The organism is Burkholderia sp. AcTa6-5, from assembly GCF_017815075.1.
Taxonomy (GTDB): Bacteria; Pseudomonadota; Gammaproteobacteria; order Burkholderiales; family Burkholderiaceae; genus Burkholderia; species Burkholderia sola.
This window is the reverse complement of sequence record NZ_JAGIQE010000001.1, coordinates 183,019-210,016: the sequence shown is the minus strand read 5'-3', so window position 1 is coordinate 210,016 and position 26,998 is coordinate 183,019. Positions and strand designations below refer to the sequence as shown.

Below are 26,998 nucleotides of genomic sequence, written 5' to 3'. Positions count from 1 at the left end.
AACGGTCGCTGACTACGCGCGCACGCCCCACAACTCAAGCCTCAACAACGGAAACTCCCCCGCGACATGCAACGCAACGCCGCCATGCCGCACGACTTCCTCCCAAAGCGGCCCGCCCTGAGTCAATTCGTAATAGATGTAGCCCGCGTTGAATGGAATCTGCCGCGGGGGCACCGGCAACGCTTCGAGGCCAATACCCGGCAAGTGACTGCGCACGAGGCTCGGCAGCTTGTCCGACGGCCCCGCCTTCGCCTGCGCGAGAAACTGCTGCTTCAGCGCATCCGCAGGCATTGCCGCATGCACGGCCAGCACCAGCGCGGTGAACCCTTGCATGTCGACCGGATCGACCACCGCGTTGCGCATGCCGTGACCGCGATCCTCGAGCGCGATGCTCTGCGCGCTGCGCACCAGCACGGCGTTGAGCAGCCGATGCGTGTCGTCGACAACCGGCTTCAGGCACACATGCGGCGTCGTATGCTGATACATCGGATGCGTTTCGAGCGGACGGCGCGTATCGGTGCGCAGATGCGTCGACAACTCGCCAGCCATGCCGATCAGCAGCGCGTATACGTCCGATGGCGATGTCGCCGGCACCCGCAGCAGATGCTGAAGCAGCGGCTCGTAGCGGTTGAGAATCTGCAACAGCAGGTAATCGGTAACAGTCGCCGCGCTCGCGGTGGTGTCATCGGTTCCGGCCAGGCGCTGCGCCAGCGCATTCGCGCGCAAGCGCGCGAGATCATGAATCTTTGTCACCCAACTCGTGAGCAGATCGCTCGCGCCGTAACCGGATACGGGCGGCACAAGCGTGTCGTCGAGCGCGATGCTGCCATCCGCGCGAATCGTCTTCACGCACGTGAGTGCGAGACCGATCCATGCATCGCCCAACTCCTTTTCAGGCAGCAGGCGCACTCGCAAGTTCGACAGTTGCACCGATTCGGGCGCAAGGCCGATCGAGTTCGTGTCACGCAGCTCCGTGTCGAACACCTGATAACGTGCGAGCGAATCGGGTGTGTTGTCGAAGGTGGTCTCCTCGCAATTCGGCAACCGGACAGGCACGGCCAGATAGATGACCTGATCCAGATGCTCCTGCCGAATCGTCAACGGCGGCGGCAACGGCGTGTTGCCCGGCGCATCGAACGGCGTGCCGTCGGCGAACACCCCGGCCGCCGACTTGACGACCACCTTGCCGAGCGCCAGCGCTTCATGGTCGAGCGCGTAGTGCGTGAAGCCGAAAAAGAACGGCGACAGCGGCGCCGCACGCTGATGCGCGTATTTCTCGAAATAGCGGTCCTGCTGCTGGAACAGCTGCGGGCGGAAGAACAGCCCTTCCTGCCAGGCGACCTTGGCGTACCAGCTCATGCGTGCCGTCCGTTTTGTTGCGCGACGTGTTTCATTTTTTCGCTTCCGTGATCTTGACGGCCTTGGCCTCGAGATCGATGGTCAGTTTCAGCTTCGGCGTGAAAAGGCGGTACCACGCCTTGTCCGGTGCGGTCGGCATCACATAAACTGCTCGCCACACCGCATTCGGCAAGTCGCGATAAGCCGCGATCACGCCGATGGCCTTCGTGGCCGGATCGGGCCGGCGCACGAACGTCCGGTGCTCGCCAGGGCGCAACTGCAACTCGTCGCGTTTCACCACGTCGTCGGCCAGCACCGTTTTGTCCTGGGTCTGCAGCGTGAAAAAGTCGGCTGCCTCGAAGGCACCGTCGTTCTTCAGTTCGTAAACGCGCACGACGATCGGCGCAGCCCTTCCCCGGTCGTCCGGATTGACATCGGGCAGCGCGTTCACGCGCATATCGAGCCGAATCGGCTCCTTCTGCTTCGGCTCGCCACTGCTTGCGCAAGCGGAAAGCGCGAGCGCGCAGACAAGTGTGGCGACGGTCGGTATCGAGCGCATGCAGCTATGAACCCTTATTCCCAATGTGGGACGCCCCACAACCGACGGAGACGATTCCCCTGCACCGGTTGCGAGGCATCGATGCGATTACGCTTCCTTGTTGCCCTTGATGTCGAAGCTCGCGGTCACGGCGCCACCGCTGCCGCCCTGCGCGTTCTGCACGACGTACTCCTGCTTGACCTTCGCGAACGACAGCGACACCGATTCACGGCTCTTTTCCGCGTCGTTCTTGCTGCCCGACGGCTTCACGCGCGTGACGATCACGTCGCTCATCGTGAGCTTCAGGTATTCGAGCGGGTTGCCGCCGGCCTTGCGCATCACCAGCGTTGCCTGGTCGATGTGCTTGCCCGTGAGCGCGTACTTCATCAGGTTCGGGCTGGCGCGGTCGATGTTGTGCTCGAACGTCAGGTCCTTGACGGTGGCCTTGCCGGCGCCGCCGCCGCTACCGGCGTGCATCGTCGATTCCTGCTGGATGTCCCACTCCCAGGTCAGAACTTCGATTTCGTCCTTGTGCTTGTCGTCGAGCGATTCACCGTTGATGCCGTCGATCTTCAGGAAAATGTCTTGTGCCATGCGTAGTACTCCTCTTATTAAATGATTTGAAACCGGGCGATCATCGTCCACCAAAGGCGTTCGATGTCCGCCCCTGCTGGACCTACCGGATGGTTAAGCCGCTTCCTTGATCGACGGCAGCTTCGTCACGAGCCGCAGCGAGACGGTCAGCCCTTCGAGCTGGAAGTGCGGACGCAGGAAGAATTTGGAGTTGTAGTAGCCAGGGTTTCCCTCGACCTCCTCGACCACCACTTCAGCGGCCGCAAGCGGCCGGCGCGCCTTCGTCTCCTGCGACGAGTTGGTCGGATCGGCGTCGACGTAATGCATGATCCATTCGTTCAGCCAGCGCTGCATGTCCTCGCGCTCCTTGAACGCGCCGATCTTGTCGCGCACGATGCACTTCAGGTAGTGCGCGAACCGCGAGCACGCGAACAGGTACGGCAGGCGCGCGGACAGGTTCGCGTTGGCCGTCGCGTCCGCATCGTGATACTCGGCCGGCTTCTGCAGCGATTGGGCGCCGATGAACGTCGCGTGATCGGTGTTCTTGCGGTGCACGAGCGGAATGAAGCCGTTCTTCGACAGCTCGGCCTCGCGTCGGTCCGAGATCGCGATTTCGGTCGGGCACTTCATGTCGACGCCGCCATCGTCGGTCGGGAACGTGTGGGTCGGCAGGTTCTCGACCGTGCCGCCCGATTCGACACCGCGAATCAGCGAGCACCAGCCGTACTGCTTGAACGAGCGGTTGACGTTGACGCCCATCGCGTACGCCGCGTTCGCCCAGCCATAGCGCCCATGGTCCGAACCGTTCGTGTCTTCCTCGAAATCGAATTCGTCGACCGGGTTGGTCTTCGCGCCATACGGCAAGCGCGCGAGGAATCGCGGCATTGCAAGCCCCACATAGCGCGCATCTTCGGTGTTGCGCATCGAGTTCCACGCGGTGTATTCGAGGTTCTGCGTGAAAATCTTCGTCAGGTCACGCGGGTTCGCGAGCTCCTGCCACGACTCCATCTGCAAAACTGACGGTGCGGCACCGGTGATGAACGGCGTGTGTGCGGCAGCCGAGACCTTCGCAATCGAGCCGAGCAGGTCGACGTCCGGTGGCGTATGGTCGAAGTAGTAGTCTGCGACGAGACACCCGTACGGTTCGCCGCCGAGCTGACCATATTCCTCTTCGTAGATCTGTTTGAAAAGCGGGCTCTGATCCCAGGCCAAGCCCTTGTAGCGACGCATCGTGCGATGCAGCTCGGCTTTCGAGACATCCATGAAGCGAATTTTCAGATGCTCGTCGGTTTCGGTGTTCGACACGAGGTGATTCAGGCCACGCCACGCGGATTCGAGCGCCTGGTAATCGTCGTGGTGCAGAATCAGGTTGATCTGCTCGGAGAGCTTGTGATCGATCTGCGCGATGATCGCCGCGATGCTCTTGTACGCATCGTCGCTGATCGTTGCCGTCTGAGCCAGCGCCTGCTCGGCGAGCGTCTGAACGGCCAGTTCGACGGCTTCGCGCGCGTCGTCGGTCTTGGGTCGGAATTCGCGCTCCAGCAGCTGAGTGAAATCGGATTCGGTATTCGTCTGCGCCACTGCGCCCCGTGCTTCCTGTTTCGCCATGATGGTCATCCTTTATCGGTTCGTCGGTCAGTTCGCGCCGTCTTGTGCGGCGGTTTCGTCCGCATGGCGCTCGGGCTTCGGCGCCGCGGCCAGCGACTTGAGCAGCGCCGGGTCCTGAAGCAGCTGCGTGACGAGCGCCTCGGCACCCGACTTGCCGTCCATGTAGGTCTGCAGATTGGCGAGCTGCGTGCGCGCTTGAAGCAGTTGGCGCAGCGGCTCGACCTTGCGCGCGATCGCGGCAGGCGAAAAATCCTCCATGCTCTCGAAGGTCATGTCGACCATCATCTGCCCGTCGCCCGTCAGCGTATTCGGCACGGCGAACGCGACACGCGGCCGGATCGCCTTCATGCGCTCGTCGAAATTGTCGATGTCGATTTCGAGAAAGCGCCGGTCCGATACCGCTGGCAGCGGCTCGGCCGGATGCTTGCCCGACAGATCGGCGAGCACGCCCATCACGAACGGCAGCTCGACCTTCTTCTCCGAGCCGTAGACCTCGACGTCGTACTCGATTTGCACACGCGGCGCACGGTTGCGCGCAATGAATTTCTGCGAACTGCTGGAAGCGGCCATGAATGAAACTCCTGAACAGTGGTGGTGGGACGGCGAGCTCAGCGAACCGGCTCGTCTGAATGAAGGGCGGTAGCGTCGAACGCGAGGGCCTGCCCCGGTGCGCCGGACGGATCGACCACGCCGATCGAAATACGCGACAGGGTCTGCTTCGCCTCGAAGGCCTCGAGCCACAGCGACGACAAGCGGGGCAGCACGTACTGCTCGATGAATCCGATCAACACGCGTGCGCCGGTTTCCTGCACGAGACAGCGGCCGACGATGTAATCGACGACCGCGTCGTCGTACGTCAGCGCGATTTCATGGCCGTCGGCCATACGCTTGACGACCCGGCCCAGATGCAGGCGGACGATGCTGGCGAGCGCACCGTCGGCAAGTGGCCGGTAGGGCACGACGGTCACGCGCCCGAGGAATGCCGCCGGGAATGTGTTCAGGAGTTCAGGCATCAGTGTTGCCCGCAGGCCGTCCTGATCCGGCGCAAGCGACGGATCGGCGCAAAGACTCGTGCTCAGTTCGGAACCGACGTTGCTCGTGAGCAGGATCGTCGTATTGCGGAAATCGATATAGCGGCCGTCGCCGTCTTCCATGTAGCCCTTGTCGAATACCTGGAAGAACATCTCGTGCACGTCGCGGTGGGCCTTCTCGATCTCGTCGAGCAGTACCACCGAATACGGACGGCGGCGCACCGCCTCGGTCAGCACTCCGCCCTCGCCGTAGCCGACATAACCCGGGGGCGCGCCCTTCAGGCCCGAGACGGTGTGTGCCTCCTGATACTCGCTCATGTTGATCGTGATCAGATTCTGTTCACCACCGTACAGCGCTTCGGCGAGCGCCAGCGCGGTTTCCGTCTTGCCGACGCCAGAGGGGCCGGCGAGCAGAAACACCCCGAGTGGTTTCTTCGGATCCGTGAGACCTGCGCGTGCAGTCTGCACACGTTCGCCAATTTGACGCAGCGCATCGGCCTGGCCGATCACGCGTGCCTCGAGCGTGTCGGGCAACGTGCGCACCGCGGCGACCTCGTCGGTCAACATCCGGCCGACAGGGATGCCGGTCCAGTCGGACACGATTGCCGCGACGATCGCCTCGTCGACTTCGGGAAAGACGAGCGGCGCATCGTCTTGCAGCGCCGCGAGCGCGCGTTCGAGTTCGCGCAGCTTCGGAAGCGCTGCCGCATCGTCCTGCGGGGTTTCGCCGTCGTGGGGTTCAATGGCTTCGCGTGCGGCGAGCAGCGCCTGTGCGGCAGCCGCCTGAGCGCGCCAGCGATGTTCGATTGCCGACTCTTCGCTCGCCAACGTATCGATGCGCGCGCGCACGGCCGTCAGCGCCCTGTCGGTATCCAGGCCGATACGGGCTTCCTGCACCAGCAACGCTTCCTCGGCACGTGCGGCCGCGAAGCGCTGGCGCACATCGTCCAGTTCACGCGGCGCAGCATGCTGCGACAGCGACACACGCGCGCAGGCGGTGTCAAGCAGGCTGATGGCCTTGTCCGGCAGCTGACGCGACGGAATGTAACGGTGCGAGAGCGTCACCGCCGCGCGGATCGCTTCGTCGAGCACCACGACACCATGATGCCGCGAAAACGTTTGCACGAGCCCGCGTACCATATCGACCGCGGCAGCCTCGGACGGCTCCGCGACCTGCAGCACCTGGAAGCGTCGGGTAAGCGCCGGATCTTTCTCGATGTGGCGTTTGTACTCCGCCCAGGTCGTCGCGCCGATCGTACGGATCGTGCCACGCGCAAGCGCGGGCTTCAGCAGATTGGCGGCATCGCCCGTACCCGCCTGACCGCCCGCGCCGATCAGCGTGTGAATCTCGTCGATGAAGAGGATCACCGGCGCCGGGGATTTTGCAGCGGCTTCGAGCAGCCCTTTGAGGCGCGCTTCGAACTCCCCTTTCATGCTGGCGCCAGCGAGCAATGCGCCAACGTCGAGCGACAGCAGTCGCACGTCGGCCAGCTTCGGCGGCACATCGCCCGATGCAATTGCCCGGGCAAGCCCTTCCACGACGGCCGTCTTGCCGACGCCGGCCTCCCCCGTTATCAGCGGGTTGTTCTGCCGACGGCGCAACAGGACGTCGATCATCGTGCGAATCTCGAGTTCACGGCCGATGACCGGATCGATCTCGCCCGCGCGAGCGCGCGCTGTCAGGTCTGCGCAGTACTGGTCGAGCGAACCGCCCTTCGATACGACCGGAATTGCACCGGACGCTTCGCCCGGCGTTGCCGCCGAAAAGTCGCTGTGATCGTATGGCGCATCGGCGGCTTCCGGCGAGCCGTCGATCCATGCGGGCAATTTGTCGCCCAGCCCGTCGACAGGAATCTTGCTGAACGCGACAGAGATTGACAGCAGAACGCGCCGCAACTCGGGGGTCGAAACAAGCGCAGCGACGAGCCATGCGCCGCGCACTCGCCGATCGCCGTGACTCAGCGTCGCGAGCACCCACGCGCGTTCGATCGCCGTCTCGATGTGCCACGAGAAATCGCCGATCGAACTGGCACCGGCCGGCAGCGCGGCCAACGCGGTTGCGAAATCCCGATCCAGTGCGTCGCGATCGATGCCAGCGTGCCGCACGATGCGATGCAGGTCACTGTCGGATTGCTGCAGCAGCTGATGCAACCAGTGGACGAGCTCCACGTACGGATTACCGCGCAGCTTGCAGAACCGTGTCGCCGATTCGATGCTGCGGTAGAGCTGAACCCCGAGCTTGCCGAACAGCGCCTGGCGTGAAATCGTCATGCGAACCTTCTTGTTGTTGATTCGATATTTTCCCGGCTCTGGCCGGAGCGATCAGGAATCCTGTTCATGCGGCATTGGCCTGCTGCCGCATTTCGCACATAAATAATGTGCAAGCCTCTCAGGCCGAACATTATTTCAATTAACTTTCTCCGCCGTCAATCCACTCAAACGGGCAAGCACCCAGCCAATCAAAGCTATTCCGCGTTCGTCCCACGTACCGAACGAGAGAGGCAACCACCCAAATGACAAACCCACTAACCAATTGATTAAATTGATAAAATACGAAATTAAACGTGAACGAAATTTTTTACAATCACCCGCCAACCCCAACTATCCCAATATTCGACGCGCGTAATCCATGCATCACATGAATTTATCATTTTGAGATTTCATCTCGATAATATTTTCAAATTGATCGGCCCATTTAAAATCGTCCAATTACGTACATCCATGAGTAAAATGCGCAATCCGCCATCACTGACTCTTCCATGCGCTCATTCCGCTTGCCGTGGCACCGTCGACTCGACACCTCGCTTGCCGAGCCCGAGTTGCGTAACGCGCCGCGCGGTCCCGACAAGCAGGAGGACGGCGCAGCCGCACTCCCGTTCGAATCGTCGGGTCTCGCTGGCCGCGGTCAGTCGATCCTTGATCTGATTGGCAGCCACGGTATCAGCGGAAACGGCGTCCGCGAGAAGCTCGGCGGCGGATCGCTTGCGACGCCGGCCCCTGAACGCACCGACGACCTCGTCGAAACGCTTCACGCGCAGTACTGGCGCGCGCTAACGGACCCGCACACCGCCCTGTCCGACTCATGGCGCGAACAGCTCGACTCCCCTGCGACGCCTGTCGCGTCAGTGATGCCCGATTTGCACGACGTACAGCTGACACCGGCAAATCCAGCCAGCGCTGGTTCCATCGAAGTGCTGCTATCTGGCAAACACAATCTCGAGGACGCGTTCGGACAGCTGGAGCAGAGTTTGATGCCCGATCTGGAAGTCGAATCCGTTCCGGAAGTGTTACGCCTCTTTGCGCCGGCCGAATTCCATGCGGCGCAAGCGCACCGCGCACCGCCTCTGCCGCCCGCGCTCACCCGGCGTGAGCATCACGCGCTGTCGGTCGACAGCCCGCTGTCCGCGCCTGTACGCGAGAGCGAAGCATGAAGATGCCATTTGCAGCCGCAGAGCCGTCCAGTCACGCCCCGAACAACGAATCGCGGGGATTTCGGTCTCTTCGAGCTGGCCCGCGCGTAATTTGGCTCGTGTGTGGCGGCCACCACTACCGGAGAATCGGGCGATGACCGAGCGCAAACAGCGTCCAGTGCGGGGCGACTCGGCCGTTCCCCGCCCACCGAGGCAGGCAAACGCGCGCCTGATGCCGACCCTGCTGGACCGGCTGCGGGACGACGCACCGCTTCGACTCGTCGAAGCGCCCGAAGAATACGCCGTCACGCGCAAGCAGATGCGCGATATCGTCCAGCGCGATCTCGCCTATCTGCTGAACACGACGAGCATCGAAGACCAGATCGAGCGCGCGCACTATCCGCAGGCGGCCGCGTCCACCGTCAATTTCGGCGTGCCGCCGCTCGCCGGCACTTTTCTCGCGTCGCGCCAATGGAACGACATCGAGCAGATGATCCGGCGGGCCATCACCGATTTCGAGCCGCGGCTGATCGCCGATTCGCTGGTGGTGTCGCCCCGTCAAGGTGACGACGCCAGCGGTCATCACAATGTGCTCGCGTTCGACGTGCGCGGCCTGGTTCACATGGATCCGTATCCGCTCGAATTCATGGTGCAGAGCTCGCTCGATCTCGAGACGAGCGAGATCCAGATCACCGGCATGCGCGCCGGGTAGGCACGGCACAACGACACAACGAGACCTTTCCTATGGACCCGCGGCTACTCGACTATTACAACCAGGAACTTGTCTACATGCGCGAACTCGCCACCGAGTTCGCACAGGCGCATCCGAAAATCGCGCGCCGGCTCGGCATGCAGGCCGGCGAAGTGGCAGACCCCTACGTCGAGCGCCTGATCGAGTCGTTCTGCTTCATGGCCGCGCGCATGCAGCTCAAGCTCGATGCGGAGTTTCCGCGCTTCACCGGGCGGCTACTGGAAGTGATCTACCCGAATTACGTCGCGCCCACGCCGTCGATCGCGGTCGCGCGCCTGTATCCCGGCCAGGCCGAAGGCAATCTGGCCGCAGGCTACCGTATCGCGCGCGGCACGTCGTTCAAGGCGCGGATTCCCGATGGCGAAAAAACCGCCTGCCAGTTTACGAGTGGCCAGGACGTCACGCTCTGGCCGCTCACGATCACCGATGCGCGCCTGACGGGCATTCCGCCCGACATCCCGGCGCTCGACCGCTATGTTCCACCCGACCGACAGGTGCGCGGCGCATTACGGCTGCGGCTGGCGACGACAGGCGACATGCTCATCGCCGATCTGAAGGGGCTCGATCGGCTGCCCGTGTATCTGGCCGGCGACGAACAGGTCGCCTCTCACCTGTTCGAGCTGCTGCACGTCGCCGGCGTCGCGTCCGTGATTGCCGCGCCGGGCGAGTTCGGCGTACCGGGGGGCGCTCCCGCCGCCGTGACGCACGGCGCAATCGAACACGAGGGCTTGCGCACCGATCAGAACTTGCTGCCACTGACCTGGACGAAGTTTCACGGCCATAACCTGCTGCACGAATACTTCGCGTGCCCCGCACGATTCTGGTTCTTCGCACTCAACGGTCTGGCGCAAGGGCTGTCTCGCGTGAACGGTCGCGAGGTCGAAATCGTCGTGCTGCTCGACCGAGCGCCGGGCCAACTCGCGAACCTCGTCGATGCGTCGCGTTTCGCGCTGTTCTGCACCCCCGTCATCAATCTCTTCAAACGGCACACCGACCGCATCGAGATTTCTCCCCGCGAGACCGAGTCTCATCTGGTGCCCGCCCGGCTCGCACCGCTCGATTACGAAGTGTTCTCGGTCGAGACCGTGCATGGACAGGTCGCTGCAACCTCGAACGAACTGGAATTCCGTCCGCTCTATCAGACACTGAACAACGACGAAGGCAATCACGGCCGGTATTTCTCGACACGGCGCGAACGACGGATCGTGTCGGATTCAGCGCGCCGTTACGGCACACGGACGCCCTACGTCGGCACCGAAGTGTTCCTCTCGCTGGTCGATCAGAACGAGGCGCCTTATGGCGAGAACATTCGTTTTCTGTCGGTCGCCGCGCTGCTGACGAACCGCGATCTCGCCACGCTCGTGCCGCGCAATGGCGTGCGCGACCTCACAACCGACGCGTCCACGCCAGTCGAAAGTATTGGCCTCATTCGCCCGCCGAGTCCGCCGAAAGCGCCGTATGCGGAACGAGAAATGGCGTGGCGCCTGATCCGCCAGCTCAACTTCAACTACCTGCCGCTCGAAGGTCTCGATCATCGTGACGGGGGGCAGGGAATACGTGACCTGCTGCGCCTGACCGTGTCGAACGACAACGATGAACAGCTGCGGCAGATCGAAAGCCTCGTCGGCGTCAATACTCGCGCGGTCACGCGCAAGCTGCCGGGCACCGGCCCGATGACGTTCGGGCGTGGCATCGAGTGTGCGGTCACGGTCGACGAGACCGGTTTCTCCGGTGTGAGCCCCTATCTGTTCGGTACGATTCTCGAGCACTGGCTGGCGCGGCATGTATCGATCAACAGCTTCACTCAGACCGAATTGCATTCGATGCAGCGCGGCCGTATCGCACGCTGGCCCGTGCGCACCGGGACCCGCGGAGTGCTGTGATGGAACGCGCTACCTTGCCGGCACTCGTGCGCGACAGCACGCTCTCGCCCGACCTGCTGGAGAGTCTTCAAATGGAGCCGTGGCGCTTCGGGTTCCTGTCACTGCTGCGGCGCATCGGCGCGAATCCCGCGGTCGACCCCGTCGGCACTGCCCGCCGACCACGGTCGGAGCCGTTCCGGCTCGGACAACAACCGAGTCTCGCTTTCGCGCCGCGCGAAATCGCCAGCGTCCAGGAAGCGGCGGGACGGCTCAAGGTACGGCTCTTCGGTCTCGGCATGCTCGGTCCGAACGGGCCCCTGCCGATCCATGTGACCGAATGGGCGCGTGAACGCGAAGAGAGCCGTCGCGACACGACGACGGTCGACTTCTTCGACATCTTCCATCACCGGTTCCTGACGCTGTTCTATCGTGCGTGGGCATCGGCACAGTCGACAGCCGGCCTCGACCGGAAAGACGACGAGCGGTTTTCGTTCTACGTTGCGAGCCTCACGGGCCACGACACCGCGGAAATCGCGCGGCGCCCCCTGCCCTCGCACGCGCGATTGGCGGCGTCCGCGCATCTCGTCCGCGAGTCGCGCGACGCGGACGGCCTGCGCGCCACACTCGAGCACTACTTCGGCGTGCCGGTCGCGATCGACGAGCACGTGTTCCACTGGATCGCAATCGATGCGGCCGATCAGGGACGCATGGGCCGGCCTGGCCCCGCCGCGACGATGGGGCAAGCCGCGATGCTCGGTCGCGTGGCACCGGACCGTCAGCACCGGTTCCGCATCGTGATCGGCCCCATCGATCTCGACGCGTATTTGCGCTTCACACCGCAGGGCGAGGATCTGCCGCGCCTCGTCGAATGGGTGCGGGCATTCGTCGGCTACGAACTGGAATGGGAACTTGAACTGCGCATCAAGCCCGAAAGTGCGCCGCCGGCCGTGATGGGCGGCCGCCAACGCATCGGATGGTCCGGGTGGCTTGGCCGCCCGAACCCCGACCGGCCGATTACCGGCATGCGGTTCGAACCCGAGCGTTACGTACGGCATTTCGAACGGCGCACGGCTGAATCCGACAATCGACCATGAGCAAAAAGCAATCAACCCGACGGTCCGTATCCGGTCAAGGTACCGCGAAGGACACGCCGCATCGCGACTGGCTCGCGCCCGTGAGCGATTCCATGCCCTGCGGCCCCGACCTCGAATACGACCACGATTTCGTCGTGCTGTTCGCGCGTGCGGCGCCCAGGCAGGATGTGCAGTACGGCGCGTTCGTCGGCGCACCCGATCCCATCAACTGGAGCGAGCTCGAGCGCGACTGCCGACGGCTCATGGTGCGGACGAAAGACATTCGGGTCGCCGTGCTATATACGCGGTGTCGCACGCGGCTCGCCGGTGCCGCAGGTCTCGCGGATGGCACGAAACTGCTGGCCGCGTGGCTCGATGCATTTGCCGAACACGTCCATCCCCAGCCCGATATCGACGGTGGGCACGGCGCCGCAAGTGAAGTACGGATGAATGCGATACAGGCCCTCGCCGATCCGGAAGGACTGCTCGCAGACGTGCGCGAGATCGTGCTTTCGAAGTCGACGCTGGCGCGACTGCAGGTGCGCGATGTCGAGCGTGCTTTTGCGCACCCTCGCCCCGCCGATGCGCTCGCGCCCGAGTCCGTTACGCAGCAGTTGCTGGATGTGCGCGCGGTGCAGCCAGAGGTGATGACGGGTTTCGATGATGCGATTGCGCATCTCGCTGCAGTCGATGCGTGGTGCGCCCGTCATCTCGAAGGATATCTGCCCGATCTGGCGTCACTCACTCGGCTGCTCGGCAAGCTGAGTGTCACGGTGTCGGCGAACACCCCCGAACAGATGGAAGAAGCCCCCGATCCTGCTCGAGTCCACGACGCATCCTCAGAGAGCGATGCGTCGGTGCAACTAGAACCGGCGAATGACAAAACGGTTGCTGCCAACGACCACATCACGGCCCGACCGACATCCTCACCCGCAGACCGCCAGGCCGCGCTCACTCTGATTCGTACGGCGCGAACATGGTTCGAGACCCACGAACCCAGCAGCCCGATTCCCGTATTGCTCAAGCGTGCGGAGCGGTTCGTCGGCAAGCCTTACGCTGAGGTCGTCACGGCAATTCCGGCCGAGCTTCTGGCGCAGTGGGAAGAAACCAGCGGTTCATGACCATGGCCTCCTCGTCAGCGAAACATCGTATAGGCTCATCGAGCGCGCGACGGATTAATCGCCCCGCCATTCATGTGGTTAGCGTTTCCAAGCTGACGGCGGAGCGGCAAGCGCCCCAAGACGCCCGTCGCTCGCCCGGTCAATACACGTCCCGCATATAGCGCCGTGCCTTCGAAAGCCGCGCGACGTAATCGTTCGCGGCTTCGTCCGACATGCCGCCGTGCGTGGCGACGATCGCCTTCAGCGCCGTATCGACGTCCTTCGCCATCCGCGCGGCGTCGCCGCACACGTAGAAGTGCGCGCCTTCCTCCAGCCATGCGAACAGCTCGGCGCCCTGCTCGCGCATCCGGTCCTGCACGTAGACCTTGTCGGCCTGGTCGCGCGAGAACGCGAGATCGAGCCGCGTGAGGAACCCGCTGTCGCGCATCGCGCTCAGCTCGTCGCCGTAGTAGAAGTCGGTCTGCGCGTGCTGCTCGCCGAAGAACAGCCAGTTGCGCCCGCGCGCGCCGCGCGCCTGCCGCTCGTGCAGGAAGCCGCGGAACGGCGCGACGCCGGTGCCGGGACCGACCATCACGATCGGCACGTCGCCGTTCACCGGCGGCCGGAAATGCGCGGACTTCTGCACGAACACGGGCACGCGGCCGTCGTCCGCGCGATCGGCGAGGAACGTCGACGCGACGCCTTTGCGCGCGCGCCGGCCGTTGTGATAGCGCACGGCAGACACGGTCAGGTGAATCTCGCCCGCGTGCGCGCTCGGGCTCGACGCGATCGAATACAGGCGCGGCTGCATGCGCTTGAGCATGCCGACCAGCTCCGCGCCCGACAGCTCGACCGGGTATTCGTGCAGCACGTCCGCAAGCTGTTGCCCCCACAACCATTGCTTGAGGTCGGCCTTGCGATCGTCGCCGAGCAGCGACTTCAGCGCGCCGTTCGCGCTGCGCGACGCGATGAAGGCCAGCGTGTCCGGATGCGGGCGCGTGATGTCGAAGTGGCGCGCGAGCGCGTCGCCGAGCCGGATATCGCCGACGCCCGGCACCGACACGGGTGCATCGGCCTTCAGCGCGGTGACGGACAGCAGTTCGTCGACCAGCTCCGGGCAGTTGGTCGGCCACACGCCGAGCGCATCGCCGGTTTCGTATTCGAGGTTCGCGCCCTGGGTCGACAGCGACACGTAGCGCGTGTCCTTCGCGGCGCCCGGCCGGTTCAGCCGCAGGTTCGCGACGAGTTTCGACGGCGCCGGATGCGCTTTCGTCGGCAGCAGCCCCGACGGGCTCAATCCACCGGCCGGCACCGCGTGCAGCGCGGCATCGGCCTCCTTGATCCGCGCGACGACGCGCTCGAGCCATTGATCGGCATCGTGCTGGAATTCGACGTCGCAATCGACGCGCGCGCACAGGCGCGCCGCGCCGAGTTCCGCGAGCCGCGCGTCGAGCCGGCGGCCGTGGCCGCAGAACTGGTCGTAGTTGCGGTCGCCGAACGCGAGCACCGCGAAATGCACGCCGTCGAGGCGCGCGGCGCTGCCGCCCTGCAACGCGTCCCAGAACTCGCTGCCGTTGTCGGGCGCATCGCCGTCGCCGAACGTGCTCGTCATCAGCAGCACGTATTGCGCGCCGGCCAGCGACGCGACCGGATAGTCGGACATGCACGCGGTGCGGATCTCGAAGCCCGCGTTCATCAGCTTGGTCGCGTAATCGTCGGTCAACGATTCGATGTTGCCGGTCTGCGACGCCCACAACAACGTGACCTTCGGGCGCGGGCGCACGATGCGCACGCCGCCGGCCGCCGCAGCGTCGGGCGGCAGCGCGGGCGCGGCACGCTCCGCGGCGTGCGCGGGCAGCGAGCGGCTGAACAGCCCCGCGAGCATGCCGTCGAGCCAGAACCGCACGGGCGGCGTCAACGGCGCGCCGGCCGGCAGCACGGGCACGCTGCCTTCGCGACGGCCGGCGCTCGCCTTCAACCCGCTGACGAGGCCGGCCACGTACAGCCGCTCGGTGTCGGTCAGCGGCGGCGGCGCGAAATCGGCGACGCCGAGCGCGGCCGCGAAAGTGTCGATGTCTGCCATGTCGGATTCCTGTGAGGCCGTGATCGGCGCTATCGCGGGCACGGACGCGGGCGGTGCATCGTCCTCGCGTGCGTCGGTGCGCGCCGTGTCGTCGGCGGTCGACGCGAACGCGTCCGTGTCGACGCGCGTCAGCGCGACCGCGCAGTATTTCAGTTCGGGTTGCTGCGATTCCGCGTCGATCGCGTCGTTCGTCACCGCGTTAATGCACAGGTCGTCGCCGTACACGTCGTTCCAGTGCATCGGCGCGAAGCAGTTGCCGCGCCGCACGCGGTCGGTCACGACGGCCGGCAGCACCGCGCGGCCGCGCGCCGAACGGATCTCGACGCTGTCCTTCGCGGCGATGCCGAGCGCGCTCGCATCGTCCGGGTGCAGTTCGACGAACGGGCGCGGGTTGAGCTTGTTCAGCATCGCGACCTTGCCCGTCTTCGTCATCGTGTGCCACTGATGCTGCAGCCGCCCGGTGTTCAGCACGATCGGGAACGTGTCGTCGGGCAGCTCGGCCGGATCGACGTGCGGCCGCGCGAAGAAGCGCGCCTTGCCCGACGGCGTGGGGAACACGATGCGCGGCGCGTCGTTGCCGACGGCTGCCGGGCGCAGCGCCTGGTTCACGCCGTCGTTCAGGTAGCGGATCGGGTGCCGCTCGCGCGCGGTGCCCGGCGCGACCGGCCACTGCACGGGCCCGTCGCGCAACGCCGCATGGCTCGCGCCGCGCAGGTCGTAGCCGGTCGCCGGATTCGAGAAGCGGACGATCTCGTCGAACACGTCGGCCGCCGACGCATAGTCGAACGCATCGCCGAAGCCCATCGCGCGCGCGACTTCCGCGACGATGCGCCAGTCGGGCAGCGCGTCGCCGGGCGGCGCGACCGCCGCGCGCATCAGCGTCATGTTGCGCTCGGAGTTGATCATCACGCCGTCGCCTTCGGCCCACAGCGCGCCGGGCAGCAGGATGTCCGCATAGCGGTTGGTCTCGGTGTCGAGGAAGGCATCCTGCGCGATCACGAGCTCGGCGGCCTGCAACCCGGCGATCACGTTCTGCCGGTTCGGCACCGTGGCGACCGGGTTCGTGCAGACGATCCAGCATGCCTTGATGTCGCCGGCCGCCATCCGCGAGAACAGGTCGACCGTGCCTTGCCCCGTCTCCTTGCGCAGCGTGCCGGCCGGCACGCGCCACAGGTTCTCGACGAAACGGCGATCGTCGTCGGATGCCACCGAGCGCTGGCCCGGCAGCCCGGGGCCCATGTAGCCCATCTCGCGCCCGCCCATCGCGTTCGGCTGGCCGGTCAGCGAGAACGGCCCGCTGCCGGTGCGGCAGATCTTGCCCGTGGCGAGATGCAGGTTGCAGATCGCGTTGGTGTTCCACACGCCGTGCGTGCTCTGGTTGAGCCCCATCGTCCAGCAGCTCATCCATTCCTGCGCGTCGCCGATCCATTGCGCGGCCGTGCGGATGTCGGCTTCCGCGAGCCCCGTGATCTCGGCGACGCGCTCGGGCGTGTAGTCGGCGAGGAACGCGGGCATCGCGTCCCAGCCTTCGGTGTACGTATCGATGAACGCGGCGTCGGTGCGCCCGTTCGCATGCAGCAGATGCAAGAGCCCGTTGGTCAGCGCGAGATCGGTGCCCGGCCGGATCTGCAGGAACAGGTCGGCCTTGTCGGCGGTGCCGGTGCGGCGCGGATCGACGACGATCAGCTTCGCGCCGGCCTTCACGCGATCCATCATCCGCAGGAACAGGATCGGATGACAGTCGGCCATGTTCGCGCCGATCACGAAGAACAGGTTCGCGCGATCGAAATCCTCGTACGACCCGGGCGGGCCGTCCGCGCCGAGCGACTGCTTGTAGCCTGTGCTCGCGCTCGCCATGCACAGCCGCGAATTCGACTCGATGTTGTTGGTGCCGACGAAGCCCTTCGCGAGCTTGTTGACGAGGTACTGCGCCTCGATCGACATCTGCCCCGACACGTAGAACGACAGCGCATCGGGCCCGTGCGTATCGAGCACCGCCCGCAGCCGCCGCGCGGTCTCGGCGATCGCGTCGCGCGCCGGCAGCGGCACGAGGTCGTCCTCGCGGGCGCGGCGCACGAACGCACGGTCGAGCCGCCCCGAGCGGCGCAGCGCGACGTGCGCGGACGAACCCTTCGTGCACAGCCGCCCGAAGTTGGTCGGATGGTCGGCGTCGCCGGACACCTTGACGACTTCGCCATCCTCGACGTGCAGCACCATCCCGCAGCCGACGCCGCAGTACGGGCACACGCTCTTGACGGGGGTGGCGGTCATGCGTGCTCCGGGGCGCTCAGGCCGCAATCCATACGAAGCCGTCCTCGACCCGCGACGGATACGCGCTCACCGATTTATCGGGCGCTTCCAGGCATTCGCCGGTGCGCAGGTCGAAGTGCTGCTTGTACAACGGCGACGCGACGACGACGCGCTCGCCGAGGCTGCCGATCAGCCCGCGCGACATCACGGCGGCCTGCGACACGGGATCGACGTTGTCGATCGCGAACACGCCGCCTTCCTCGGCATGCGCGACGTGAAACACGGCGACCTGCTCGCCGTTGACGAGCGCGCATACGCCGGTGTTCGGCACGATGTCGTCGAGCGGGCACACGCGGGTCCAGGACAGCGGAAGACGATCGTTCATGATGAGCTCCTTGGAAAAGACGCTGGTGTCGGTCAGAGTCAAACGGTTGCGGGTTCGGCGACGACGGGAATCGACACGGGTTTCCCGCCCCCGCGCTCGCCGGGCGTCGCGGGCCGGATCTGGCCGCGCGTCTCGACGAACTCGATGGTCGTATCCGGCGCGTCGCTGTTCACGAAGTGGCGGAAGCGCTTGCGCGTGTCGGGATCGGTGACGGCGCGCTTCCATTCGCACTCGTAGGTGTCGACCACGTGCTGCATGTCGGCTTCGAGCTCGGCCGCGATCCCGAGCTTGTCGTGCACGACGACGCCGGCCAGATAATCGAGGCCGCCTTCGAGGTTGTCGCGCCACACGCTGGTGCGTTGCAGCCGGTCCGCCGTGCGCACGTAGAACATCAGGAAGCGGTCGATATAGCGGATCAGCGTGTCGCGATCGAGATCGGACGCGAGCAGTTCCGCGTGGCGCGGCTTCATCCCGCCGTTGCCGCACACGTACAGGTTCCAGCCCTTCTCGGTCGCGATGACGCCGACGTCCTTGCCCTGCGCTTCCGCGCACTCGCGCGTGCAGCCGGACACGCCGAACTTGATCTTGTGCGGCGCGCGCAGCCCCTTGTAGCGATTTTCCAGGTCGATCGCGAGGCCGACCGAATCGTCGACGCCGTAGCGGCACCACGTCGACCCGACGCACGACTTCACCGTGCGCAGCGCCTTGCCGTACGCGTGCCCCGATTCGAAGCCGGCCGCGATCAGCTCCTCCCAGATCGACGGCAGTTGCTCGACGCGCGCGCCGAACAGGTCGACGCGCTGGCCGCCGGTGATCTTCGTGTAGAGGCCATATTTTTTCGCGACCTGGCCGACCGCGATCAGCCCTTCCGGCGTGACTTCGCCGCCCGGCATGCGCGGCACGACCGAATACGTGCCGTCGCGCTGGATGTTCGCGAGGTAGTAGTCGTTCGAATCCTGCAGGCCCGCGTGCTCCTTCTTCAGCACGAACTCGTTGAAGCACGACGCGAGGATGCCCGCGACGGCCGGCTTGCACACGTCGCAGCCGAGCCCGCGGCCGTGCTTGTGCAGCAATGCGTCGAACGTCGTGATGCGCTCGACGCGGATCAGGTGGAACAGCTCCTGGCGCGAATACGGGAAGTGCTCGCACAGATGGTTGTTGACCGCGAGGCCCTGCTTCTTCATCTCGGCCTTCATGATCTGCGTGACGAGCGGCACGCAGCCGCCGCACGACGTGCCGGCGCCCGTGCACGTCTTCAGCGCGCCGAGGCTCGTCGCGCCGTCTGCGACGGCCGCGCAGATCTGCGACTTCGACACGTTGTTGCATGAGCAGATCTGCGCGCCTTCCGGCAGCGCATCGACGCCGATCGCCGGCTTCGCCGCGCCATCCGACGACGGCAGGATCAGGAATTCCGGCGACTCGGGCAACTCGATGCGGTTCAGCATCATCTGCAGCAGCGTGCCGTACTCGGCCGCATCGCCGACCATCACCGCGCCGTGCAGGAACTTGCCGCAGTCGGACACCACGAGCTTCTTGTAGACCTGGCGGCGCTCGTCCGCGTACTGGTAGGTGCGGCTGCCGGCCGTCGTGCCGTGCGCGTCGCCGATGCTCGCGACGTCGACGCCCATCAGCTTCAGCTTGGTGCTCATGTCGGCGCCGGCGAACGCGGCGTCCGCCGCTTCGTCCGCGTCGCCCGCGAGCTGCTTCGCGACCACGCGCGCCATGTCGTAGCCGGGCGCGACGAGGCCGTACACCATGCCGTTCCAGGCCGCGCATTCGCCGATCGCATAGATGTCGGCGTCGCTCGTACGGCACGCGTCGTCGATCGCGATGCCGCCGCGCGGGCCGATCTCGAGCCCGCACGCGCGGGCCAGTTCGTCCCGGGGACGGATGCCGGCCGAGAACACGATCATGTCGGTGTCGAGATGCGAGCCGTCGGCGAACGCCATCCGGTGCGCGCCTTCGTCGCCGTCGACGATTTCGAGCGTGTTCTTGCCGGTATGCACGGTCACGCCGAGCGCCTCGATCTTCGCGCGCAGCATCCGGCCGCCGCCGTCGTCGACCTGCACGGCCATCAGGCGCGGCGCGAATTCGACGACGTGCGTTTCAAGCCCCATGTCGCGCAGCGCCTTCGCGCATTCGAGGCCGAGCAGCCCGCCGCCGATCACGACGCCGCGCTTCGCGTGCGCGCCGCACGCCTGCATCGCTTCGAGATCCTCGATCGTCCGGTACACGAAGCAGCCCGCGCGATCGCGGCCCGGCACCGGCGGCACGAACGGACGCGAGCCGGTGGCGAGCACCAGCTTGTCGTACGCGAGCGTTTCGCCCGACGCGAGCGTGACCGTATGCGCGGCGCGGTCGATCGATGCGACTTGCGCGTTCAGGCGCAGGTCGAATTGCGGATGGCGCGCGAAGAAGCCGGGTTCGACGAGCGACAGCTCGTCCGCCGACTTGCCGGCGAAGAATTCCGACAGATGCACGCGATCGTAGGCCGGGCGCGGCTCCTCGCCGAGCACGGTGACCTGCAGCGCGCCGGCCACGCCGGCTTGCGCCGAGACGCATTCGAGGAGCTTGTGGCCGACCATGCCGTGGCCGATGACGATGAGTTTCATGATGACGGTTCCTTCGGTCGATCAGTTCGCGGCGCTCGCGGCGGCCAGCGCGCGATCGCGCAGCTCGGCTTCGCGCGCCTTGTGTTCTTCGCTGAAGCGCACGGCCATCGCGCACAACGCGGTCGCGGTCACGGCAAGGCCGAGCAGGCTCAACGTGTGCTGCACGTCGCCGACGCCCTTCAGCAGGAAAGCCGCGGCGACCGCGCCGACGTTGCCGCCCGCGCCGACGATGCCCGCGACGCCGCCGAGCGCCTTGCGGTCGATGAACGGCACCAGCGCGTAGGTCGCGCCGCACGCCATGTGCGTGAAGAGGCCGAAGGTGAGCATCGCGACGAGCGCGATGCCGATGCCTTGCGCATGCGAGAACCAGATCAGCCCGAGCCCTTCGCCGATGATCAGCGCGCACAGCAGCGTCGCGCGCACGTCGAGACTGCGGCGTGCGGCGATCTTGTCGGACAGCCAGCCGCCGAGCGCGCGGGCGAACAGCGCGAGCAGCCCGAACATCCCGACCGCGAAGCCGGCGTCCTTCAGCGACAGCTTGAAATGATCGACGTAGTACAGCGCGGCGATGTTGTGGATGAACACCTCGACGCCGAAGCACGCGCCGTACGTGACGAACAGCATCCACACGCGGTAGTTGCCGCAGGCCGCGAAGAAGCTCGCCCAGCCGCCCTTCTTGCCGCTGTCGATCGTTACGCCCTGCTTGCGCAGCGCGACGAAATCGCCTTGCGGGCAGTCCTGCGTGAAACGCCAGTACGCCCACGCCATCACAAGCATCGCCACGCCCGGCACGACCAGCGCGATGCGCCACGACGAATCCTCGCCGAAGCCGAGCATCAGGCCCGCGGCGACGAGCAGCGGCATCAGCGCCTGCGTCGCGCCCGCGCCGGCATTGCCCCAGCCGGCCGTCGTCGCGTTCGCGGTGCCGACCACGTTCGGCGCGAACATCACCGACGTGTGGTACTGCGTGATCACGAAGCCCGCGCCGATCGCGCCGATGCCGAGCCGGCAGATCAGGAACCACAGGTAGTCGTGCGTGAACGACACGGCGAACACGGGAATCGCGCCGAGCAGCAGCAGCCCGGCATACACGCGGCGCGGGCCGAAGCGGTCGCACATCGGGCCGACCAGCAGCCGCACGGCGATCGTCGCGGCGACCGCGGCGATGTTGATGTTCGCGACTTGCGCCGCCGTGAGATGGAATTCGCGCGCGATCAGCGGCATCAGCGGCGCGCACGCGAACCACGCGAAGAAGCATACGAAGAACGCCATCCACGTCAGATGGAACGCGCGCATCGGCGCGGTGCGGAGGCTGAAGAGATCGATACGGGTAGCTTTGTCGGTCATGTCGTCCGCCCAAACGAAAAACGGCGTCCTGCGCACCCGGTCTCGTCGAGACCCGATGCGTAGGACGCCGTTGCCCATGAAGCCCGTTGCCGGGCGCGTCAGTATTCGGTACTGCGGGCGAATCGCCGTTGATCCGCCCGAACCAGCTTACGCAAACGCCGTGCCATATCGGCACGAATCCGGCCGAAAGCCTCTTCGCACAAGGCTTGCCGGACAGCACGCGACGCGAGGCGACGCATCGCGCGCTCTCCGTCGCGATGCACCGAGGCACAGATGTGGTGCGCTGCAGCACTGTCGCCGTGCGACATCGCGGTGCGCGCGGACGGCGCACGATGCACACCCATGCGACATGGCGACGGCCTATGTGAGGCATGCGCATGCACGCGTGCGGCCATCGCGCAGTGCATCGCGGCATGCGCTGACCGCGCGTTGCGTCGGTTGGCCCGGATATTGCTGAACGCTATGCATCACCGGCAACGGCGCCGGTGGGCAGTCCCCGCAAAACCCTGCCCGCCCTTCACGGCGGGTCCGACAGGACAACGGCGTCCCCCCGTGCACGGCACGGCCGGATGCCGGTGCGTTTCGACCGCCCGCCGCCGCCGCGCAACAACGCGACATCAGACCGCAGCAGCGATGCGATGCGGCACAGGAATACGACAATGACGACAGGCAAAGTCACGCTGCTGGGCGCCGGCCCCGGCGACCCCGATCTCCTCACGCTGAAGGCGGTAAAGGCGCTGGCCGCCGCCGACGTGCTGCTGCTCGACGATCTCGTCGCGCCCGGCATTGTCGGACTCGCGCCGCAGGCGCGCGTGATCCGCGTCGGCAAGCGCGGCGGCTGCCGCTCCACGCCGCAGGCGTTCATCGAGAAGCTGATGCGTCGCTACGCGCTGCGCGGCGCGCACGTGGTGCGCGTGAAGGGCGGCGACGCGCTGCTGTTCGGGCGCGCCGGCGAAGAGCTCGCGACGCTGCGCGCGGCCGCGATTCCGGTCGAGATCGTCAACGGCATCTCGTCGGGATTCGCCGCCGCCGCGAGCCTCGGCATCTCGCTCACGCACCGCGAGCACTGCCAGGGCGTCACGTTCGTCACCGCGCACCGCCAGGACCATGGCGAACCCGACTGGGCACGGCTCGCGGCGACCGGCACCACGCTCGCGATCTACATGGGGATGAGCCGCGTCGACAGCATCGCGGCCGGCCTGCTCGCCGCGCTCCCCGCGTCGACGCCGGCGGCAGCCGTGCAATGGGCCGGCACGCCCGACGAGCGCCGCTGGACCGGCACGCTCGGCACGCTCGCGCGCGGCGTCGAAGCGGCGCGGCTCGGCAGCCCGGCCGTGATCCTCGTCGGCGGCGCGATCGGCGAAGCGGCCGCGCAGGACGCGGACGCGGCAGCCGACGCGGCGCTTGCGCGGGCCGCCTGACATGCGCGGCATCGCGCGGCCTCAGCCGCTCTCCGTTTCCTTTCGCCCCGGCCGCGCGTGCGGCCTGCCTGCATCGCTCGCCGGTTGCACCGACGCATCACTGCTCCTGTTGCCCGCCTCATGAGTTCGTCCGCCCCCGCCCGCCTGCGCGTGCTGCTCGTCACCGATACCGACAAGCCGATCGGCGAACTCGGCGACGCGCTCGCGCGCCTCGGCTACGAGATGCTGAACGACGTCGCGACGCCCGCGCGCCTGCCGGCGGCCGTCGAGGAGCAACGCCCCGACGTCGTGATCATCGATACCGATTCGCCGTCGCGCGACACGCTCGAGCAACTCGCGGTCATGCATGCAACCGCGCCGCGCCCCGTGCTGATGTTCAGCCACGACGCCGACCAGGAACTGATCCGCGCGGCGGTCGGCGCGGGCGTCAGCGCATATCTCGTCGAAGGGTTGTCGGCCGAGCGCCTCGCGCCGATTCTCGAAGTCGCGCTCGCGCGCTTCTCGCACGACGACGCGCTGCGCCGCCGGCTGGCCGACGTCGAGCGCGAACTCGAGGAGCGCAAGCTGATCGACCGCGCGAAACGCGTGCTGATGGACCAGCGCAAGCTGTCCGAACACGACGCCTATGCGGCGCTGCGCAAGCGCGCGATGGATCAGGGCCTGCGCATCGTCGACGTCGCGCGACAATTGCTCGACGCGTCACCCCAGTCATGAGTCCAATGAATACCTCTCCTCCCGCCGCGCCGGAACGCGCGCATCTTCGCCTCGGGTTCGTCGCGCTCAGCGACGCGGCCCCGCTGATCGTCGCGCAACGCCTGAACCTCGGTGCGCGTCATGGCCTCACGCTCGAATTGAGCCGCCAGCCGTCGTGGGCGGCCGTGCGCGACAAGCTGCTCAGCGGCGAGCTCGACGCCGCGCATGCGCTGTATGGGCTCGTCTGCGGGCTGCAGCTCGGCATCGGCGGCCCGCAGGCCGACATGGCCGCGCTGATGGTGCTGAACCGCAACGGCCAGGCGATCACGTTATCGCGCGGCCTCGCCGACGCTTACCGTGAGACCGGCAGCGTGCGCGCCGCGTTCGCGACGCTCGGCCGCAAGCCGCTGCTCGCGCAAACTTTCCCGACCGGCACGCACGCGATGTGGCTGAACGCGTGGCTCGCGTCGCACGGCGTCGATCCGCTGCGCGACGTGCGCAGCGTCGTGATTCCGCCGCCCGAGATGGTCGCGGCACTCGCGGGCGGCGAGCTCGACGGCTTCTGCGCGGGCGAGCCGTGGCACGCGGTGGCCGAAGCGTGCGGCGCAGGCCGCACCGTCGCCGTCACGAGCGAGATCTGGCCCGATCACCCGGAGAAGGTGCTCGCGACCCGGCGCGATTTCGTCGCACTGTATCCGGCCGCCTCACGTGCGCTGGTCCGCACGCTTGTCGACGCATGCGCGTGGCTCGACAGCGCCGCGCACCGCCGCGAGGCGGCCGACTGGCTCGCGTCGCCCGACGCGCTCGGCGTGCCGGCCCGGCTGATCGCGCCGCGCCTGCTCGGCGACTACGGCGCGGGGCCGTTTGCGACGCCGCCGCTGCCGATCCGCTTTCACGACGGCGGCGCGGTGAACCGGCCCGATCCGCGCGAGGGCCTGTGGTTCCTGTCGCAATACCGGCGCTGGGGCATGCTCGACGGCTCGCACGACGACGCGGGCATCGCCGCGGCGATCGCGCAGACCGCGTTGTATGATGCTGCGGTCGCCGAAGGCGGCGCGGCGGGTCTGTCGCTGGCGTAGCGCGCACCGCGCAGTGCAGCCGGTACCCGCCGGCGCCCCGGAGGGGGCCCGGCCGCCGACCGCCGGCCGCTCGTGCCGCTCGGGCGACACCGCGTTGCCACCTCATCCCCGCTCCGAATCAATGCCGAAACCAACGCGCGCGCCGCTCGACGTGCTGCTCACCGAAATCCGCGCGTGCCGTGCATGCGAAGCCGACCTGCCGCTCGGCCCGCGCCCGGTCGTGCGCGCGCATCGCGACGCACGCATCCTGATCGTCGGGCAGGCGCCGGGCGCGCGCGTCCATGCGAGCGGCACCCCGTGGGACGACGCGAGCGGCAAGCGGCTGCGCGACTGGCTCGGCGTCGACGCCGACACCTTCTACGACGAGACGCGCTTCGCGATCGTGCCGATGGGCTTCTGCTACCCGGGCCGCGGCGCGAGCGGCGACAACCCGCCGCGCCCCGAATGCGCGCCACTGTGGATCGACCGGCTGCTGGCCGAACTGCCGTCGATCCGGCTCACGCTGCTGATCGGCCAGTACGCGCAGCGGCATTTCCTGCGCGGCGCGCGCAAGGCGACGCTGACCGACACCGTGCAGGCCTGGCGCGACTACGGCCCCGCGATCCTGCCGCTGCCGCATCCGTCGCCGCGCAACCAGGCATGGTTCAAGCGCCATCCGTGGTTCGACGCCGACGTCGTGCCCGAACTGCGGCGCCGGGTCGCGCCGCTCGCGACGGGCTGACCGGGTAGGCGCGGGGCCGCGCCCGTCCCCGTCGCGCCCGGTTCGCTGTACCATCGCGGCTCCACCGCGTCACGAACAGCACAATCCTTCATGCCCTCCACCGCCCCGCCGCGCCTGTACGGGATGCCCGAACGCAGCGACCGGCTCGATTTCTACATCCGCGACCAGGCGTCGCGCCAGGCGATCACCGAGCCGCACCGGCACGCGTATTTCCAGATCCAGTTCAATCTCGGCGGCGACACCGAGCAGCGCATCGGCGGCGTCACGCGGCCGTTCCCGCGCGGCGCGCTCGCGTTCGTGCTGCCGCACCGCGAGCACCTGATTCCGCACCCGGAAGGCGCGCATTTCATCGTGATCAACTTCAGCCAGGCGTTCCTGCGCGCCGATCTCGACGTCGATCCGCTCGATCTCGAGGACGTGCCCGCGCACCGCTTCCCCGAGCTGACGCCGTTCCGCTTCCAGGAGCACGTCGATTTCATCCTGACCGGCGATACGTACGACGAAGCGCGCCGCCTCGCGCTGTGCATGCTCGACGCCGATCGCGTGCGCACGTTCGGCTCGACCACGTTGCTGCGCGGCTACCTGCTGCAACTGATCGGGCTCGTCTGCACGCAGTACGCGGGCGCGCTCGACAAGCTCGCGCAACGCGGCGCCCAGCGCGCCGGCCGGCGCGACGCACTGGCCCGCGTGCTGCGCCACGTGCGGGCGAACCTGACCCGAGAGGACCTGACGCTCGCCGCGACCGCCGAAGCCGCGTTTCTGTCGCCGAACTACCTCGCGCACCTGGTGCGCAAGGAAACCGGCAGCACCTTCACCGATCTCGTGACCGAGCGCCGGATCGCGCTCGCGCAGTCGCTGCTGGCCCATACCAGCCGGCGCATCGCGGACATCGCACGCTCGGTCGGCTTTCGCGACGAAGGCTATTTCGCACGGCGCTTTCGTGCGCGGGTCGGCGTGTCGCCGAAGGCGTACCGCGACGCGAACGCCGCGCTGCCCGCCGCCGACGACGCGCAGCCGGCCGCCGACGCGTAGTTTTGTCCCGGTAAAACGCAGTTGCGTCGCATCCGCGCGCACGCGCGTCGGGTATCGTTGCACGCATGCCGGCCGACGCGCCGGTCGTCCG

General features: G+C 66.8%; 20 protein-coding genes. 10 read left to right on the top strand and 10 right to left on the bottom strand.

The genetic code is table 11. The features are described from left to right. Nucleotides 1–12 precede the first annotated feature (12 nt). The 6 genes from tssK to tssH form a co-directional block, all read right to left on the bottom strand. Nucleotides 13–1,359, bottom strand: a complete 1,347-nt coding sequence (tssK, locus tag J8I33_RS00845) for a type VI secretion system baseplate subunit TssK (RefSeq protein WP_209928416.1) — start codon at nucleotides 1,357–1,359, stop codon at nucleotides 13–15. Between the two features lie 31 nt (nucleotides 1,360–1,390). Beyond that, nucleotides 1,391–1,897, bottom strand: coding sequence for a type VI secretion system lipoprotein TssJ (gene tssJ, locus J8I33_RS00840; protein ID WP_209932615.1), 507 nt, complete (start codon nucleotides 1,895–1,897; stop codon nucleotides 1,391–1,393). Nucleotides 1,898–1,984: 87 nt separating this feature from the next. Beyond that, nucleotides 1,985–2,470: an Hcp family type VI secretion system effector gene (locus tag J8I33_RS00835; protein ID WP_050012734.1), complete on the bottom strand. Its 486-nt coding sequence runs from the start codon at nucleotides 2,468–2,470 to the stop codon at nucleotides 1,985–1,987. A 93-nt stretch (nucleotides 2,471–2,563) separates the two neighbouring features. Beyond that, nucleotides 2,564–4,057 carry a type VI secretion system contractile sheath large subunit gene (gene tssC / locus J8I33_RS00830; protein WP_124639598.1) on the bottom strand — a complete coding sequence of 498 codons (1,494 nt, stop codon included), beginning with the start codon at nucleotides 4,055–4,057 and terminating at the stop codon, nucleotides 2,564–2,566. 27 nt (nucleotides 4,058–4,084) lie between these two features. Next, entirely contained in the window at nucleotides 4,085–4,627 is a 543-nt protein-coding gene (gene tssB / locus J8I33_RS00825; RefSeq protein WP_050012736.1) for a type VI secretion system contractile sheath small subunit, read from the bottom strand. A gap of 38 nt (nucleotides 4,628–4,665) precedes the next feature. Further along, the gene (gene tssH, locus J8I33_RS00820; RefSeq protein ID WP_209932613.1) at nucleotides 4,666–7,359 is read right to left on the bottom strand and encodes a type VI secretion system ATPase TssH; all 2,694 of its coding nucleotides are present in this window, start codon (nucleotides 7,357–7,359) and stop codon (nucleotides 4,666–4,668) included. Nucleotides 7,360–7,847: 488 nt separating this feature from the next. Here tssH and J8I33_RS00815 point away from each other — a divergent pair, with 488 nt between their 5' ends. The 5 genes from J8I33_RS00815 to J8I33_RS00795 all read left to right on the top strand — a co-directional run bounded on the left by J8I33_RS00815 (nucleotide 7,848) and on the right by J8I33_RS00795 (nucleotide 13,305). Beyond that, a complete protein-coding gene (locus tag J8I33_RS00815; protein WP_050012738.1) occupies nucleotides 7,848–8,519 on the top strand; it encodes a TagK domain-containing protein in 672 nt (223 codons plus the stop codon). A 133-nt stretch (nucleotides 8,520–8,652) separates the two neighbouring features. Continuing rightward, nucleotides 8,653–9,210 (top strand): type VI secretion system baseplate subunit TssE, encoded by a 558-nt coding sequence (tssE, locus tag J8I33_RS00810; protein WP_209928407.1) that lies wholly within the window; start codon nucleotides 8,653–8,655, stop codon nucleotides 9,208–9,210. A 32-nt stretch (nucleotides 9,211–9,242) separates the two neighbouring features. Next, the gene (tssF, locus tag J8I33_RS00805) at nucleotides 9,243–11,132 is read left to right on the top strand and encodes a type VI secretion system baseplate subunit TssF (RefSeq protein WP_124680966.1); all 1,890 of its coding nucleotides are present in this window, start codon (nucleotides 9,243–9,245) and stop codon (nucleotides 11,130–11,132) included. Continuing rightward, nucleotides 11,132–12,205, top strand: a complete 1,074-nt coding sequence (gene tssG, locus J8I33_RS00800; RefSeq protein WP_209932611.1) for a type VI secretion system baseplate subunit TssG — start codon at nucleotides 11,132–11,134, stop codon at nucleotides 12,203–12,205. The genes tssF and tssG overlap by 1 nt, the downstream gene beginning before the upstream one ends. Then, complete coding sequence (locus J8I33_RS00795) at nucleotides 12,202–13,305, top strand: type VI secretion system ImpA family N-terminal domain-containing protein (RefSeq protein WP_209928403.1); 1,104 nt, start codon at nucleotides 12,202–12,204, stop codon at nucleotides 13,303–13,305. Before tssG ends, J8I33_RS00795 begins: the two co-directional genes overlap by 4 nt. A gap of 139 nt (nucleotides 13,306–13,444) precedes the next feature. Here J8I33_RS00795 and J8I33_RS00790 read toward each other — a convergent pair whose 3' ends face one another. The 4 genes from J8I33_RS00790 to J8I33_RS00775 are packed head-to-tail and all read right to left on the bottom strand — an operon-like array spanning nucleotide 13,445 to nucleotide 21,961. Further along, a complete protein-coding gene (locus J8I33_RS00790; protein WP_209932609.1) occupies nucleotides 13,445–17,638 on the bottom strand; it encodes a bifunctional nitrate reductase/sulfite reductase flavoprotein subunit alpha in 4,194 nt (1,397 codons plus the stop codon). Between the two features lie 16 nt (nucleotides 17,639–17,654). After that, nucleotides 17,655–18,002, bottom strand: a complete 348-nt coding sequence (gene nirD / locus J8I33_RS00785) for a nitrite reductase small subunit NirD (RefSeq protein WP_209928396.1) — start codon at nucleotides 18,000–18,002, stop codon at nucleotides 17,655–17,657. Nucleotides 18,003–18,040: 38 nt separating this feature from the next. Next, the gene (gene nirB, locus J8I33_RS00780) at nucleotides 18,041–20,614 is read right to left on the bottom strand and encodes a nitrite reductase large subunit NirB (protein WP_209932607.1); all 2,574 of its coding nucleotides are present in this window, start codon (nucleotides 20,612–20,614) and stop codon (nucleotides 18,041–18,043) included. A gap of 21 nt (nucleotides 20,615–20,635) precedes the next feature. Next, nucleotides 20,636–21,961, bottom strand: coding sequence for an MFS transporter (locus tag J8I33_RS00775; protein ID WP_050012746.1), 1,326 nt, complete (start codon nucleotides 21,959–21,961; stop codon nucleotides 20,636–20,638). A gap of 659 nt (nucleotides 21,962–22,620) precedes the next feature. Here J8I33_RS00775 and cobA point away from each other — a divergent pair. The 5 genes from cobA to J8I33_RS00750 all read left to right on the top strand — a co-directional run bounded on the left by cobA (nucleotide 22,621) and on the right by J8I33_RS00750 (nucleotide 26,907). Further along, nucleotides 22,621–23,382 carry a uroporphyrinogen-III C-methyltransferase gene (gene cobA, locus J8I33_RS00770; RefSeq protein ID WP_050012868.1) on the top strand — a complete coding sequence of 254 codons (762 nt, stop codon included), beginning with the start codon at nucleotides 22,621–22,623 and terminating at the stop codon, nucleotides 23,380–23,382. A 120-nt stretch (nucleotides 23,383–23,502) separates the two neighbouring features. After that, entirely contained in the window at nucleotides 23,503–24,096 is a 594-nt protein-coding gene (locus tag J8I33_RS00765; protein ID WP_050012747.1) for an ANTAR domain-containing protein, read from the top strand. Nucleotides 24,097–24,101: 5 nt separating this feature from the next. After that, nucleotides 24,102–25,154, top strand: a complete 1,053-nt coding sequence (locus tag J8I33_RS00760; RefSeq protein ID WP_176015753.1) for a CmpA/NrtA family ABC transporter substrate-binding protein — start codon at nucleotides 24,102–24,104, stop codon at nucleotides 25,152–25,154. A gap of 121 nt (nucleotides 25,155–25,275) precedes the next feature. Further along, the gene (locus J8I33_RS00755) at nucleotides 25,276–25,875 is read left to right on the top strand and encodes a uracil-DNA glycosylase family protein (protein WP_209932605.1); all 600 of its coding nucleotides are present in this window, start codon (nucleotides 25,276–25,278) and stop codon (nucleotides 25,873–25,875) included. A gap of 90 nt (nucleotides 25,876–25,965) precedes the next feature. Further along, nucleotides 25,966–26,907 carry a helix-turn-helix transcriptional regulator gene (locus J8I33_RS00750; RefSeq protein ID WP_050012750.1) on the top strand — a complete coding sequence of 314 codons (942 nt, stop codon included), beginning with the start codon at nucleotides 25,966–25,968 and terminating at the stop codon, nucleotides 26,905–26,907. Nucleotides 26,908–26,998: the final 91 nt, after the last annotated feature.

Excerpts from the sequence above, each read along its gene's own strand:
- J8I33_RS00760 (WP_176015753.1), top strand. The coding sequence starts at position 24,102 with ATGAATACCTCTCCTCCCGCCGCGCCGGAACGCGCGCATCTTCGCCTC.
- J8I33_RS00815 (WP_050012738.1), top strand. The coding sequence starts at position 7,848 with ATGCGCTCATTCCGCTTGCCGTGGCACCGTCGACTCGACACCTCGCTT.
- tssG (WP_209932611.1), top strand. The coding sequence starts at position 11,132 with ATGGAACGCGCTACCTTGCCGGCACTCGTGCGCGACAGCACGCTCTCG.
- tssC (WP_124639598.1), bottom strand. The coding sequence starts at position 4,057 with ATGGCGAAACAGGAAGCACGGGGCGCAGTGGCGCAGACGAATACCGAA.
- J8I33_RS00775 (WP_050012746.1), bottom strand. The coding sequence starts at position 21,961 with ATGACCGACAAAGCTACCCGTATCGATCTCTTCAGCCTCCGCACCGCG.
- tssH (WP_209932613.1), bottom strand. The coding sequence starts at position 7,359 with ATGACGATTTCACGCCAGGCGCTGTTCGGCAAGCTCGGGGTTCAGCTC.
- tssJ (WP_209932615.1), bottom strand. The coding sequence starts at position 1,897 with ATGCGCTCGATACCGACCGTCGCCACACTTGTCTGCGCGCTCGCGCTT.
- J8I33_RS00790 (WP_209932609.1), bottom strand. The coding sequence starts at position 17,638 with ATGACCGCCACCCCCGTCAAGAGCGTGTGCCCGTACTGCGGCGTCGGC.
- tssF (WP_124680966.1), top strand. The coding sequence starts at position 9,243 with ATGGACCCGCGGCTACTCGACTATTACAACCAGGAACTTGTCTACATG.
- J8I33_RS00835 (WP_050012734.1), bottom strand. The coding sequence starts at position 2,470 with ATGGCACAAGACATTTTCCTGAAGATCGACGGCATCAACGGTGAATCG.
- nirD (WP_209928396.1), bottom strand. The coding sequence starts at position 18,002 with ATGAACGATCGTCTTCCGCTGTCCTGGACCCGCGTGTGCCCGCTCGAC.
- J8I33_RS00765 (WP_050012747.1), top strand. The coding sequence starts at position 23,503 with ATGAGTTCGTCCGCCCCCGCCCGCCTGCGCGTGCTGCTCGTCACCGAT.
- tssB (WP_050012736.1), bottom strand. The coding sequence starts at position 4,627 with ATGGCCGCTTCCAGCAGTTCGCAGAAATTCATTGCGCGCAACCGTGCG.
- J8I33_RS00795 (WP_209928403.1), top strand. The coding sequence starts at position 12,202 with ATGAGCAAAAAGCAATCAACCCGACGGTCCGTATCCGGTCAAGGTACC.
- tssK (WP_209928416.1), bottom strand. The coding sequence starts at position 1,359 with ATGAGCTGGTACGCCAAGGTCGCCTGGCAGGAAGGGCTGTTCTTCCGC.
- cobA (WP_050012868.1), top strand. The coding sequence starts at position 22,621 with ATGACGACAGGCAAAGTCACGCTGCTGGGCGCCGGCCCCGGCGACCCC.
- nirB (WP_209932607.1), bottom strand. The coding sequence starts at position 20,614 with ATGAAACTCATCGTCATCGGCCACGGCATGGTCGGCCACAAGCTCCTC.
- J8I33_RS00750 (WP_050012750.1), top strand. The coding sequence starts at position 25,966 with ATGCCCTCCACCGCCCCGCCGCGCCTGTACGGGATGCCCGAACGCAGC.
- J8I33_RS00755 (WP_209932605.1), top strand. The coding sequence starts at position 25,276 with ATGCCGAAACCAACGCGCGCGCCGCTCGACGTGCTGCTCACCGAAATC.
- tssE (WP_209928407.1), top strand. The coding sequence starts at position 8,653 with ATGACCGAGCGCAAACAGCGTCCAGTGCGGGGCGACTCGGCCGTTCCC.